Annotated in this window: 12 protein-coding genes; 11 read left to right on the plus strand and 1 reads right to left on the minus strand. The window is 64.2% G+C overall.

All coding sequences use genetic code 11. The annotated features are described in order from the left end of the window. Window positions 1-22 precede the first annotated feature (22 nt). The 7 genes from LB516_RS02130 (at window position 23) to LB516_RS02160 (ending at window position 7289) form a co-directional block, all read left to right on the plus strand. Window positions 23-622, plus strand: coding sequence for a VOC family protein (locus LB516_RS02130; protein ID WP_140723083.1), 600 nt, complete (start codon window positions 23-25; stop codon window positions 620-622). A 142-nt stretch (window positions 623-764) separates the two neighbouring features. Continuing rightward, window positions 765-3059 (plus strand): bifunctional salicylyl-CoA 5-hydroxylase/oxidoreductase, encoded by a 2295-nt coding sequence (locus tag LB516_RS02135; protein ID WP_224718831.1) that lies wholly within the window; start codon window positions 765-767, stop codon window positions 3057-3059. 370 nt (window positions 3060-3429) lie between these two features. Continuing rightward, on the plus strand, window positions 3430-4188 hold the full coding sequence (locus LB516_RS02140) for an SDR family NAD(P)-dependent oxidoreductase (protein ID WP_224718832.1): 759 nt from the start codon (window positions 3430-3432) through the stop codon (window positions 4186-4188). After that, window positions 4182-4652 (plus strand): MarR family winged helix-turn-helix transcriptional regulator, encoded by a 471-nt coding sequence (locus tag LB516_RS02145; protein ID WP_015314089.1) that lies wholly within the window; start codon window positions 4182-4184, stop codon window positions 4650-4652. Before LB516_RS02140 ends, LB516_RS02145 begins: the two co-directional genes overlap by 7 nt. Next, window positions 4649-5461, plus strand: coding sequence for an enoyl-CoA hydratase family protein (locus tag LB516_RS02150; RefSeq protein ID WP_224718833.1), 813 nt, complete (start codon window positions 4649-4651; stop codon window positions 5459-5461). Before LB516_RS02145 ends, LB516_RS02150 begins: the two co-directional genes overlap by 4 nt. A 207-nt stretch (window positions 5462-5668) precedes the next feature. Beyond that, entirely contained in the window at window positions 5669-6817 is a 1149-nt protein-coding gene (locus LB516_RS02155; protein ID WP_224718834.1) for an acyl-CoA dehydrogenase family protein, read from the plus strand. Between the two features lie 76 nt (window positions 6818-6893). Then, on the plus strand, window positions 6894-7289 hold the full coding sequence (locus LB516_RS02160) for a RidA family protein (protein ID WP_135916832.1): 396 nt from the start codon (window positions 6894-6896) through the stop codon (window positions 7287-7289). 242 nt (window positions 7290-7531) lie between these two features. Here the strand turns inward: LB516_RS02160 and LB516_RS02165 are convergent, their stop codons facing one another. After that, window positions 7532-8623: an LLM class flavin-dependent oxidoreductase gene (locus tag LB516_RS02165; RefSeq protein ID WP_224718835.1), complete on the minus strand. Its 1092-nt coding sequence runs from the start codon at window positions 8621-8623 to the stop codon at window positions 7532-7534. A gap of 121 nt (window positions 8624-8744) precedes the next feature. Here LB516_RS02165 and LB516_RS02170 point away from each other — a divergent pair, with 121 nt between their 5' ends. The 4 genes from LB516_RS02170 to LB516_RS02185 all read left to right on the plus strand — a co-directional run bounded on the left by LB516_RS02170 (window position 8745) and on the right by LB516_RS02185 (window position 12883). After that, window positions 8745-9521 carry an HpcH/HpaI aldolase family protein gene (locus LB516_RS02170; protein ID WP_224718836.1) on the plus strand — a complete coding sequence of 259 codons (777 nt, stop codon included), beginning with the start codon at window positions 8745-8747 and terminating at the stop codon, window positions 9519-9521. A 428-nt stretch (window positions 9522-9949) separates the two neighbouring features. Beyond that, window positions 9950-10747, plus strand: coding sequence for an ABC transporter substrate-binding protein (locus tag LB516_RS02175; protein WP_015314095.1), 798 nt, complete (start codon window positions 9950-9952; stop codon window positions 10745-10747). 160 nt (window positions 10748-10907) lie between these two features. After that, window positions 10908-11582, plus strand: coding sequence for an amino acid ABC transporter permease (locus LB516_RS02180; protein WP_140614842.1), 675 nt, complete (start codon window positions 10908-10910; stop codon window positions 11580-11582). A gap of 38 nt (window positions 11583-11620) precedes the next feature. Then, window positions 11621-12883: a cysteine desulfurase-like protein gene (locus LB516_RS02185; protein ID WP_181166265.1), complete on the plus strand. Its 1263-nt coding sequence runs from the start codon at window positions 11621-11623 to the stop codon at window positions 12881-12883. Window positions 12884-13023: the final 140 nt, after the last annotated feature.

Here is a 13023-nt window from a genome sequence, read left to right on the forward strand (position 1 = left end):
CGCCAAACGGAGGAGAACAAACATGAAGATGATAATCCGAAGTGCGACGCTCGCGGCCGCTATCCTCGGCAGCGCCGGCATGGCCTCGGCGAGCTCGATCCCCGGCATGCGCGGGCACGACCATACCGGCATCACGGTTCCCGACATGAAGCAGGCGGTCGACTTCTTCACCGAGGTCGTCGGCTGCAAGAAGGCGATGTCGTTCGGCCCGTTTGCCGACGACAAGGGCACCTTCATGCAGGACCTGCTCGGCGTCGATCCGAAGGCTGTCATCGAGCAGGTCACCATGGTGCGTTGCGGCTATGGATCAAACATCGAGCTGTTCAAATATACCGCGCCCGACCAGAAGGATCTGACACCGAAAAACAGCGACATTGGCGGCTTTCACATCGCCTTCTATGTCGACGATGTCGCCGCGGCCAAGGCCTATCTCGATGGCAAGGGTGTCAAGACCAGGATGGGGCCGCTGCCGGTCAAGGAAGGACCCGCCGCCGGCCAGACCATCCTCTATTTCCAGGCGCCGTGGGGGCTGCAACTCGAGGCGATCAGCTATCCCTCGGGCATGGCTTATGAGAAGGGTGCCGAGACCGTGCTGTGGAGCCCGAAGAATCCGGAGAAATGATCTCTCGCGGCGCGCTTGCAGGATGTCCCGGCAAGCGCGGCACCCACGCTCGCATAATCATTTCGATATAAAACTTTAAGCTTGAAATATCCTACCTCCGGCGCGATACTGAGGCATAGCAAGCGAAGAGGAGATCGCACAGATGAAGGTTGCGGTTCTCGGCGGCGGACCAGCCGGCCTCTACTTTGCCATTTCGATGAAGCTGAGGGACGCCGCGCACGACGTGACGGTTTTCGAGCGCAACCGCGCCGACGACACGTTCGGCTGGGGCGTGGTCCTGTCGGCCGAGACGCTCGACAATCTTGCTGAGAATGATCCGGTCAGCGCCGTCTGGATCAAGAAGCATTTTGCCTATTGGGACGACATCGCCGTCATCCATGACGGCGTGCGCACGGTCTCGTCGGGGCACGGCTTCTGCGGCATCGGCCGCAAGCGGCTGCTGGTCCTCTTGCAGCGCCGCGCGCGCGAACTCGGCGTCAAGCTGATGTTCGAAACCGACATCGCCGATCCCCGCCCTTATATGGAGACGCATGACCTGGTCGTCGCCGCCGACGGACTGAACTCAAGGGCGCGCAACACGTTCGTCGATATCTTCAAGCCCGACATCGACACCCGCAAATGCAAATTCGTCTGGCTCGGTACCAACCAGAAATTCGACGACGCCTTCACCTTCATCTTCGAGAAGACTGAGCATGGCTGGGTGTGGGCGCACGCCTACCAGTTCGACAGCGAGACCGCGACCTTCATCGTCGAATGCAGCGAACAGACCTGGGCCGCCTTCGGCTTCGGCGCGATGTCGCAGCAGGAGTCCATCGCGGTGTGCGAGCGCATCTTTGCCAAGCATCTTGGCGGCCACGCGCTGATGACCAACGCCAACCATATCCGTGGCTCGGCCTGGATCAATTTCCCGCGCGTGCTGTGCGAGCGCTGGTCCTGCAAGAATCTGGCGCTGATGGGCGACGCGGCGGCCTCGGCGCATTTCTCGATCGGCTCCGGCACCAAACTGGCGCTGGAAAGCGCGGTGGCGCTGGCCGATTATGTCGAGACCGAACCGGACCTCGAGGCCGCCTTCCGTAAATATGAGGACGCCCGCCGCACCGAGGTGCTGAAGCTGCAGTCGGCGGCGCGCAATTCGCTGGAATGGTTCGAGGAGGTCGAGCGCTATCTCGGCCTCGATCCGGTGCAGTTCAACTATTCGCTTTTGACCCGCTCGCAACGCATCAGCCACGAGAATCTGCGGCTGCGCGATGCCGAATGGCTGGGCGGCGCCGAAGAATGGTTCCAGCGCCAGGCGGGTGCCGGTGGCAACAGGCTGCGCCGGGCGCCGATGTTCGCGCCGTTCAAGCTGCGCGACATGCGGCTGCTAAACCGCGTCGTTGTCTCGCCGATGGCGCAGTACAAGGCTGTCGACGGGTGCCCGACGGACTGGCATTTCACCCACTATGCCGAGCGTGCCAAGGGCGGCGCCGGGCTCATCTATATCGAGATGACTTGCGTCAGTCCGGAAGGGCGCATCACGCCCGGCTGCCCGGGCTTCTACGCGCCTGAACATGAGGCGGCTTGGAAACGGCTGGTCGGCTTCGTCCATACCGAGACCGAAGCGAAGATCTGCGCGCAGATCGGCCATTCCGGCGCCAAGGGTTCGACCCGGCTCGGCTGGGAAGGAACAGACGTACCGCTGGCATCAGGCAACTGGCCAGTCATGGCGGCATCCGCCGTGGCGTGGTCGCCGCAGAATCAGGTGCCGAAGGCGATGGACCGCGCCGACATGGACAGAGTGCGCGACGAGTTCGTGGCTTCGGCGCAGATGGCCGATCGCTGCGGCTTCGACATGTTGGAGATCCACGCCGCCCATGGCTATCTCCTGTCGTCCTTCATCACGCCGGTCACCAACCGCCGCACGGACGCCTATGGCGGTTCGCTGGAAAACCGCATGCGCTATCCCCTCGAGGTTTTCCACGCGGTGCGCGCCGCCTGGCCGGCGCACAAGCCGATCTCGATGCGTATTTCTGCCAATGACTGGGTCGGCATCGAAGGCGTGACACCCGCCGACGCGGTCGAGATCGCGCGGCTGTTGCATGAGGCCGGCGTCGACATTTGCGACGTCTCGGCAGGACAAACTTCGGTGCTGGCAAAGCCGGTCTATGGCCGCATGTTCCAGACGCCGTTTTCCGACCGCATCCGCAACGAGGTCGGCATGGCGACGATGGCGGTCGGCAACATCTACGAGCCGGACCATGTCAATTCGATCCTGATGGCCGGCCGCGCCGACCTTGTGGCACTGGCGAGGCCGCATCTCGCCGATCCGTACTGGACATTGCACGCGGCCGTCACGCTCGGCGACCGCGGAGTCAAATGGCCGGATCCCTATCTGCCCGGCCGCGACCAGCTCTACCGGCTGGCCGAGCGCGATGCGGCAGCGGGGCTGAAAGTATGAGTATTTTTCGTTCGCCACGCTGCCCCTCATCCGCCTGCCGGCACCTTCCCGCAGCATGCAGGGGGGCGTCGCGCATGCATGGTCTTGCACTGCGCTGGTCGACCCCCACTCCGTCTCGGCTTCGCCGATCCACCTCTCCCCCGATCGACGGGGGAGAGGAACGGCGCGACCCCTCTGCCGCCGATGCTCGTCTCATGAGGCTCCCTTCCTTTCCCTCCGGAGGGGGGAAAGGTGGCGTTGCGAAGCAACGCCGGATTGGGGGAACCACCTGGCAACCAAGCATCGGGCCAATCGCCAGTCCCAGAATGTCTGTGCATGTCATGGCTTCGATCTGGCGCAAGAGGCAGCGCCGACCTTCGAGGATTGCCACATGATCGCGGGCAAGCACGCACTGGTCACCGGCGGCGGCTCCGGCGTCGGCCGGGCAATCGCCCTGGCACTGGCCGGCGCCGGCGTTGATGTGACCATCTGCGGCCGGCGGGAAACGGAGCTCGCAAAGGTCGCGGGTCAAAGCGGCCGCATCTTCGGCATTGCCGCCGATGTCACGAGCGAGACCGAAACGGCGGCGCTCTACGCGCAGGCTGAAGCCGCGCGCGGGCCGTTCGATATCATCGTCGCCAATGCCGGCATGGCCGGCAGCACGCCGGCGCACAAGATCCCGCTGGCCGACTGGCAGCGGACGCTCGACGTCAATCTGACCGGCGCCTTCCTGACGGTGAAACCGGCGCTGGCCGGCATGGCCGCGCGCAAGGCGGGCCGCATCATCTTCATCGCCTCCACGGCAGGTCTGAAAGGCTACGCCTATGTCGCACCCTACGTCGCGGCCAAACATGGCGTCGTCGGCCTGATGCGGGCGCTGGCCGCCGAGACGGCGAAATCCGGTGTCACCGTCAACGCCGTGTGCCCGGGCTTCGTCGAGACCGACATGCTGGAGGAATCCATCCAGCGCATCGTCGAAAAGACCGGCCGCTCGTCAGAACAGGCGCGGGCCGGTCTTGCCTCGACCAATCCGCAAGGCCGTTTCATCCAGCCGCGGGAAATTGCCGAAGCCGTGCTTTGGCTGTGTGGCGACGCGGCGCAATCGATCACCGGACAGGCGATTTCGATCTCGGGAGGCGAAACATGGTAGCCGGCCCCCTGCCCCTGCCGTCGGGACCCGGCAAGGACCGGCTGCGCCTGTGGATCAGGCTGCTGCGCGCGTCGCGCACGATCGAGGCCGAACTGCGCGAGCGCCTGAAGAAGGAATTCGACACGACGTTGCCGCGTTTCGACGTCATGGCAGCACTTTACCGCGCGCCGGAGGGCATGCTGATGAGCGACCTGTCGCGCTTCCTGCTGGTGTCCAACGGCAATGTCACCGGTATTGTCGACCGGCTGGTTTCGGAAGGGCTGGTGGCGCGCGCGCGCCGCAATGGCGACCGCCGCACCTCGATGGTTCGGCTGACCGAGGAAGGTACGAAGTCCTTTGCCATCATCGCCGCCGCGCATGAGGGCTGGATCGGCGAATTGCTGGGCAAGGTCAGCGAGGAGGATGCGCGCCGGCTGACCGGCATGCTGACCTCGTTCCGCAGCAACTGGGAGGGACGCGAATGACCGCAATGGCCGGCCTCAAGCCGACGCATTTCCTGTGGGAGGTCGAGGGCAGGATCGCTAAGGTCCGGCTTGACCGGCCGGAGCGCAAGAACCCGCTGACCTTCGACAGCTATGCCGAGCTGCGCGACACGTTCCGCGATCTCGTCTATGCCAACGACGTCGACGCCGTGGTGTTCCTCTCCAATGGCGGCAATTTCTGCTCCGGCGGCGATGTCCACGACATTATCGGTCCGCTGGTCAAGATGGACATTAAGCAGCTCTTGGCCTTCACCCGCATGACCGGCGATTTCGTCAAGGCGATGCTGAATTGCGGCAAGCCGATCATCGCCGCGGTCGACGGCGTGGCGGTCGGCGCCGGCGCCATCATCGCCATGAGTTCGGATATCCGCATCGCCACGCCGGAAGCCAAGACGGCGTTTCTGTTCACCCGGGTCGGCCTTGCCGGCTGCGACATGGGCGCCTGCGCGATCCTGCCGCGCATCATCGGCCAGGGCCGCGCCGCCGAACTGCTCTACACCGGCCGAACCATGACAGCGACGGAAGGCGAGCGCTGGGGGTTCTATAACAGGCTGGTAGCGGCAGACGTACTTGAGGCCGACGCGCTCGACATGGCCGCCCGCATCGTCTCCGGCCCGACCTTCGCCCACGGCATCACCAAGACGCAGCTCAACCAGGAATGGTCGATGGGCCTCGACCAGGCGATCGAGGCGGAAGCACAGGCGCAGGCGATCTGCATGCAGACGCGCGATTTCGAACGGGCGTATCGGGCTTTCGTGGCCAAGGAAAAGCCGGTGTTCGAGGGGAATTGAAGATGGCTTGTTGCCTAGGCACCCCCCTCTGGCCTGCCGGCCATCTCCCCCGCAAGGGGGGGGATCAGATGTCACTCTGGCTTTCGCCAATTACCAGCTCTGAGGAAGGGGCGGCATCGGTGAAACCGCTAATCTCCCCCCTTGCGGGGGAGATGGCCGGCAGGCCAGAGGGGGGTGTGACGGAACGAGGCGTAACGGGAGATATCCATGCCTGACCGCTCCTTCCTCAACTGGCCCTTCTTCGAAGACCGCCATCGTGAACTGGCCGGGCACCTGGACGCCTGGTGCGCGAAAAACCTGCCGGTCGACCACCATGACGTCGACGCCGCCTGCCGCGAGCTGGTCGCGAAACTGGGCAGGGACGGCTGGCTGAAGCCGACGGCGCTCGATACGGACAACCCCGCACCACTCGACGTGCGCGCCCTGTGCATCACGCGCGAGACGCTGGCCCGCCACGATGGCCTCGCCGATTTCGCTTTCGCCATGCAAGGTCTCGGCACCGGCGCGCTCAGCCTGTTCGGCACGTCGGAGCAGCAGCAATGGCTTGCGAGGACACGCGCCGGCAAGGCGATATCAGCCTTCGCCCTATCGGAACCGCGTTCGGGATCTGATGTCGCCAACATGGAGATGGCGGCGACCCGTGACGGCGACAGCTATGTTCTCACCGGCGAAAAAACCTGGATATCGAATGGCGGCATTGCGGACATCTATGTCGTCTTCGCCCGCACCGGCGAGGCGCCCGGAGCCAAGGGGCTCTCTGCCTTCCTGGTGCCGGGCGATGCAAAGGGGCTCGGTATCGCCGAACGCCTGGAAGTGATCGCGCCGCATCCACTGGCGCGCTTGTCTTTCGACGGGGTGCGGTTGCCCGCCTCGGCCCTGATCGGCAAGCCTGGCGACGGTTTCCGCATCGCCATGTCGGTGCTCGACGTGTTCCGCTCGACCGTCGGCGCGGCGGCACTCGGCTTTGCCCGACGCGCGCTCGATGAAAGCATCAAGCGGGTGGCCGAGCGCAAACTGTTCGGCGCGCCGATGGCCGAACTGCAGATGGTGCAGGGCCACATCGCCGACATGGCGCTCGACGTCGATGCGGCGGCGCTTTTGGTCTATCGCGCCGCATGGACCAAGGACATGGGTGCGGCGCGGGTGACGCGCGAGGCGGCGATGGCCAAACTGTTCGCCACCGACAAGGCGCAGGAGGTGATCGACAAAGCGGTGCAGCTGCATGGCGGCGATGGTGTCCGCAAGGGCCATATCGTCGAGAGCCTGTATCGCGAGATCCGCGCGCTGCGAATCTACGAGGGCGCATCGGACGTGCAGAAGGTTGTGATCGCACGGCAAGTAATGGGCGCGGCCTGAACAGGTCGTGACCACGGACTGAAATGTTTTCGAGACGGATATTGCGGACCCGATATTGGACAGGCGGAGAGACGACATGCACGAGATCCTGCAGCCGGAAGGCTGGGCAAAACCGGTCGGCTACGCCAATGGCGTGGCCGCGCGCGGCAGGCTCGTCTTCGTCGGCGGACAGGTCGGCTGGAACGGGCAATGCCAGTTCGAGACCGACGATTTCGCCGGCCAGGTGCGGCAGACGCTTCAGAACATCGTCGCGGTGCTGGCCGAGGCCGGCGCGGAGCCACGGCACATCACCTCGATGACCTGGTATTTTACCGACAAGGCCGAATATCTCGGCAACCTCAAGGGGATCGGCGAGGCCTATCGCGAGGTGATCGGCCGGCATTTTCCAGCGATGGCCGCCATGCAGGTGGTGGCGCTGGTCGAGGACCGCGCCAAGGTGGAGATCCAGGCGACCGCCGTTATTCCGGAATAAACGCCCATCGCTTCGTCATCCTGGGGCGAAGCAAGGAGCGCAGCGACGCGGCGCAGACCCCAGGATCCATGCCGTGAAATCAAAGCGTTGCAGCGGTCCGGAATTCTGCTCCGCCGCACTCCGTCGCTAAGATCGCGGCATGGATCCCAGGGTCTCCGCGACGGAGCTTCGCTCCTGCTCCGCCCAGGGATGACGACGTTGAAATCCTGGCTAGGCCACCGATCATCCCCTTGGCATCGCTGCTACCCGCGAAGGCCAGCCTGCCTGAGCAACGGCAGCACGTGATCGCAGAAATAGGGCAGCTCCTGCGTGTAATTGACGAAGGAGAGCGCGATACCCTGATAGCCGTGTGCGGCAATGGCGGCCATGTCGGCGGCGATCGTCTGCGGCGTTCCAACCAGCGGATAGGTGCCGGCGCCGCCGGCGAAACGCTGCCGGTAGCGGTCATAGGCATGCGGGTCGTGCGACTGCGAGAATTCCTTCTTGCCGGCCATATGCGCATCGACCGCCTCGTGATCGGCCAGATCGACGGCATATCTGTTGTAATAGGCCTGCGCCTCTTCCATGGTCGGACGGCAGACGACATGGGCCACGGTGTAGACGCCGACCTGCCGGCCAACCTTGTCGGCTCGCTCGCTGATGTCGGCGACATGCTTGCCGGCATCGGCCATCTCGGAAAAGGTCGTGAACAGGTAGTCGCAATGGGCCGCGGCGAAATCGCGGCCGGGGCCGCCGAAAGCGGCGTTCATGGTCACGGGGCGCGGAACCTGCAGGCTGGCCGGCCGGCTGACCGCCTCCTTGAGGTGATAATAGGTGCCTTCGTAGTCCAGCGGCTCCGCCGATGCATAGAGCTTCTCGAGGATCTCGATCCATTCGGCCGCCTGGTCGTAGCCCTTCTCGACCAGCGGCGTGCCGAACATGCCGAATTCCTTCGGGTTCCAGCCGCAGACGATGTTCAGGCCGGCCCGGCCTTGGCTGATGTGATCGACCGTCGCCAGCGCCTTGGCGGCATAGAGCGGATGGACCAGCGGCACGTGCACGGTCATGAACAGGCCGATCCTGTCGGTGGCCATGCTGAGTGCCGCCGCCCAGGTGAAGGTCTCGAAGGACCGCTCGCGCACCTTGTTGCGGCCGCCAAAGCCACGCCAGCGCGCGATCGGCAACATGAACTCCAGCCCGGCGCGATCGGCGATCCGGGCGGCCGTTAGATTGTCCTGCCAGCTCGCCGTCCAGCGTTCCGGCACATCCGATATGGCAAGGCCGCCATCGGCGTTGGTCGAGAAAACGCCAAGCTTCAGTTTGTTGGAGCCGTGCAGCGGATGTGCTTTGTTCATGTCGCGACCTCCCGGCGAAGATCGCACGCTACGGCTCCGCGAAAATATTTCAAGCATGAAATAGCTTCGCCCTGCCCCGGTTTGCCGATATGAGTTTGGCGGGATGAGAAAAGGACTAGGCATGAGCGAGTTCCGCCAGAATTGCATCGGCAAGGCCAACCTCGTCGGCTCCTTCGCTGCCATTCCTCACCCCGTCGCGGTCGAAGTGATGGCGCTGTCCGGCCTCGACTTCCTCTGCATCGACTGGGAGCATGCCCAGATCTCACGCGACATCATCGAGACCATGGTGCGCGCCGCCGATGTCCACCGCGTGCCGGCGATGGTGCGCATTCCTGGCCACGCGCCCGAAGCCATCCAGGCGGCGCTGGACAGCGGCGCGCAAGGCGTGCTGGTGCCACGCGTCTCGACACCGGCACAGGCGGCAATGGCCGTGAAAGCATCCCGCTATCCGCCACGGGGCGAGCGCGGCGTCGGACCCGGCCGCGCCGCCGGTTATGGCTATCGCATTCCCGAATATCTGGCCGGCGCCAATGACCGGATCGTCGTGGCGGTCCAGGTCGAGACCGCCGAGGGATTGGCCAACATCGAGGCGATCGCTGATGTCGACGGCGTCGACGTGATCTTCGTTGGCCCCGGTGATCTCTCCGTGTCGATCGATGCGATCGGACCGAAGGGCGCCGACAAGCTCACGGATGCGATCCGCAGGATCATCGGCGTGGCGATCGCGCACGACAAGACCTCCGGCATATTCTGCGGCAGCCCGCAGGCCATCGGCCAATGGGCGGCAATCGGCGTCAGCTTCTTCGTCCTGGCCAGCGACACGATGTACCTGGGTGCGGGCGCCGCGGCCAATTATGCCGCCGCCCGGGCCGAACTGGCGCGGGAGGACCCGCGCTAGCGCCCGGTTGCGCAAGCGATCAAGCCAGGAAACTTTTTAAGCTTAAAACTTTTGCCTTGAAAAGCGCCGCGCTTTGGATAAGCATTCAGGATGGATGGCGACTGTCGGCCTGGAGGGCTTTACGGGCAGTCATCATGGTGCTCCGGGTGGGAGGGGTTTCAGTCCTTGTCGTTTGTGCAGCCCCAATCATCGACCAGCGCGCGCTACGCTTTCGATGGTGCGCGCGCTCAGCTCCACGACCTGCGTACCGAGACCATCGCCAACCTTTCGCGCGTGAATGCGTATGCGACCGCGACAAAATCGCGGCTGCGCTCGAGCGCAGGGCCGCCGTCATGAATTGACGCCCCGCTGGGAGGCGGGACGGCAAGAACCGTGCGGGCCAGCCCGCCCGATCAACAACCAGAGGGAACACCCCAGAGGGACCACCAATGAAGCTCAACCGTCGCAATCTCATCCTTGTCGCCGCGGCAATCGGCATCGCGGCCGGACCGGCAACCGCCTATGCCGCCGATGTGCTCAATGTCGGCGCCTACCCGACCAATCCGCCCTTTGAATACAAGAACGAGAGCGGCACGTTCGAGGGTTTCGAAGTCGACATCGTCAACGAGGCGGCCAAGCGCGCCGGCATGACCACCGACATCGCCGATCTCGGCTTTCAGGCACTGTTCGCCGCGACCACTTCGAAGCGCATCGACGTCGCCATCTCCTCGATCACGATCACGCCGGAGCGGCTGAAGTCGCAGTCGTTCACCCAGCCCTATTATGATTCCGACATGGGTATCGCGACCAAGACCGACAGCGCGGTCAACGCCGAGGCGGACCTCAAGGGCAAGATCGTCGGCGTGCTCTCGGGCTCGACCGGCGAGACCTGGGTCAAGGCGCATCAGGAAGCCGACGGCTTCAGCGATGTGAAGGGCTATGACACGCAGCAGAACCTTTTGCTCGACCTCAGCGCCGGCCGTGTCGACGCCGCCGTCAGCGACATTCCCGGCATGGAATATTCCTTCACCAAGATGAAGGACCTGAAGGTCAAGCAGCGCATCAAGACCGGCGAGCAGTACGGCCTGATGATGACCAAGGATCATCCGCTGCTCGGCAAACTCAACGACGCGCTGACGGCGATGAAGAAGGACGGCACGTTGGCCGCGATCCACAAAAAGTGGTTCGGCAGCGACGCGCCGGCCGATTCCTCGACCGTCAAGGAAATGCCTATGCCCAAGGCCTGAGCGGCGGCCAGACGGAATGCGTGCCGGCCCCAAGGGGTCGGCACGTCCCGTTTTTCACGCATGACCTTCCCGGGACTGGCATCCGTTCGGCAAAGCCGATCTTGATGTTCCGGGTCGGGATCTGGCGTCAGATGACGCAACACCGTTCGGGAATGCCTCGATGTCGCTGATCGACACTTTCTTCAACGCCGACGTCATCGCGTCGAGCCTGCCGGCGTTGCTGCGCGGCTTCCTGAACACGCTGCTGCTCGGTCTGCTCAGCATCGGCATCGGCATTCCCATCGGCCTGGTGATCAGCCTGTTGCGGCTCTATGCGCCGAAGCCGCTGCGCTGGCTGGCGGTCGGTTACACCGACATTTTCCGCGCCTTGCCGGTCCTCGTCGTGCTGATCCTGATCTATTACGCGCTGCCTTTCCTCGGCATACGCCTGTCGTCCTGGGCGTCGGCGGTGACCGCGTTCGCCATCATCATGTCGGCCTATTCGGCCGAAGTGTTCCGCTCCGGCATAGAGAGCATTCCGCGCGGCCAGTTCGAGGCGGCGCAGGCGCTTGGCCTGCCGTTCCTTTTGACCTTGCGCAAGGTGGTGCTGCCGCAGGCGGTGCGCGTCGTCATCCCGCCGATGACCAGCAACTGCGTCTCGATGTTCAAGGACACGTCGCTGGCCTCCACCGTGGCGCTGCCGGAACTGCTCAAGGAAGCGACCAATGCACAGTCGCTCTACGCCAATCCCTCGCCGCTGATCGGCGCGGCGCTGGTCTATCTCATCTTCCTTTGGCCGATGGTTCGTCTCGTCAGCCTCCTTGAAGCCCGCTTCAAGGACGAGAAGGCCCGCTGACCATTCACCACCCCGCAAGCACTTCGCAGGAGATATCCTTGAGCAACTCCCAGGTCACCGGCGGCTTTCCCGTCGACACCATCCGCGCCATGTTTCCCGCCCTGCAGCGGGCTGGCGATTTCATCTTCATGGACAACGCCGCCGGGGCGCAGATTCCGCAAAGCGTGCTCGACGCGGTGACCAACCACCTGGTCTCGCACAATGTGCAGCGCGGCGGCCGCTATGGCCGCAGCGTCACCGTCGACCAGTCGGTCGCCGATGCGCGGACAAGCGTCGCACTGTTGATCAATGCTTACAGCCCGGCGGAAATCTGCTTCGGCATGAACGCCACCTCCTTCATCCGCCTGGTCAGCCTCGGCATCGGCCAGATGCTTGGAGAACGCGACGAGATCGTCATCACCGACATGGACCACGACGCCAACATCGCCACCTGGCTGGCGCTGGAATCGGCCGGCGCCAAATTCAAGTGGTGGCGCATGCGTGAGGATGGCAATCTGCATGTCGACGATCTCAAGCCGCTGGTTTCGGACCGCACTCGGCTGGTCGCCTGCACGGTGACGGCGCACTCGATCGGTTCGATCGTCGATGTCGCGTCGGTGGCGCAAATCGCCCACGCCGCCGGCGCCGAAGTGTTCCTCGACTGCGTGCATTACGGGCCGCATGGGCTGATCGACGTGCAGGCCTGGGGCTGCGACTATCTCGTCTGCTCCGGATACAAGAATTTCTCGCCGCATATGGGCTTCCTGTGGGGCCGCTTCGAGACGCTGAAGCGGCTGCCGACCTTCCGCGAGGATTTCATTCCGGACGAGCCGCCATACAAGGTCGAGGCGGGCACCTTCATCTACGAGAACGTGTCGGGCATGGATGCCGCCGTGCAGTATCTGGAACTGATCGGCCGCAATCTGGCGCCCTCCAACAACCGCTCGCGACGCGAAAACATCGTCGCCGGCATGGGCGCTATCCGCGATTATGAGCTGGTGCTGGCGCGCGAGATGATGGGCGTACTGAAGGATTGCGGCGCGACCATCTACGGGGTCGCCGACGAGGCGCGCATCAACGAGCGCGTGCCGACCTTCTGCTTCAATATCGGCAAGCTGTCGCCGCAGCGGATCGTCGAGGAAATGGCCGAGATGCAGATCGGCATCCGCGACGGCCACATGTACGCGCCGCGGCTGATGAAGCGCCTCAACCTGTCGATGGACAGCGGCGCCATCCGCGCCTCGCTGGTGCACTACAATACGATCGAGGAGGTGCAAAAATTCGGCGAGGCTTTGCGCGCCATCATCGCCAAGCTGTCGTAATGAGTCAGGCTCGCGGCAATCGCACCGATCGATCCGGGCCGTCGCGCTGCCCCTCATCCGCCTGCCGGCACCTTCTCCCCGTATAGTGACGGGGAGAAGAGGCTGGCCGCACCCTCGGCACCCTGCTCGCAATCTTGGTG

Source organism: Mesorhizobium sp. CO1-1-7 (assembly GCF_020164885.1).
Lineage (GTDB): Bacteria > Pseudomonadota > Alphaproteobacteria > Rhizobiales > Rhizobiaceae > Mesorhizobium > Mesorhizobium australicum.

Excerpts from the sequence above, each read along its gene's own strand:
- LB516_RS02130 (WP_140723083.1), top strand. The coding sequence starts at position 23 with ATGAAGATGATAATCCGAAGTGCGACGCTCGCGGCCGCTATCCTCGGC.
- LB516_RS02135 (WP_224718831.1), top strand. The coding sequence starts at position 765 with ATGAAGGTTGCGGTTCTCGGCGGCGGACCAGCCGGCCTCTACTTTGCC.
- LB516_RS02140 (WP_224718832.1), top strand. The coding sequence starts at position 3,430 with ATGATCGCGGGCAAGCACGCACTGGTCACCGGCGGCGGCTCCGGCGTC.
- LB516_RS02145 (WP_015314089.1), top strand. The coding sequence starts at position 4,182 with ATGGTAGCCGGCCCCCTGCCCCTGCCGTCGGGACCCGGCAAGGACCGG.
- LB516_RS02150 (WP_224718833.1), top strand. The coding sequence starts at position 4,649 with ATGACCGCAATGGCCGGCCTCAAGCCGACGCATTTCCTGTGGGAGGTC.
- LB516_RS02155 (WP_224718834.1), top strand. The coding sequence starts at position 5,669 with ATGCCTGACCGCTCCTTCCTCAACTGGCCCTTCTTCGAAGACCGCCAT.
- LB516_RS02160 (WP_135916832.1), top strand. The coding sequence starts at position 6,894 with ATGCACGAGATCCTGCAGCCGGAAGGCTGGGCAAAACCGGTCGGCTAC.
- LB516_RS02165 (WP_224718835.1), bottom strand. The coding sequence starts at position 8,623 with ATGAACAAAGCACATCCGCTGCACGGCTCCAACAAACTGAAGCTTGGC.
- LB516_RS02170 (WP_224718836.1), top strand. The coding sequence starts at position 8,745 with ATGAGCGAGTTCCGCCAGAATTGCATCGGCAAGGCCAACCTCGTCGGC.
- LB516_RS02175 (WP_015314095.1), top strand. The coding sequence starts at position 9,950 with ATGAAGCTCAACCGTCGCAATCTCATCCTTGTCGCCGCGGCAATCGGC.
- LB516_RS02180 (WP_140614842.1), top strand. The coding sequence starts at position 10,908 with ATGTCGCTGATCGACACTTTCTTCAACGCCGACGTCATCGCGTCGAGC.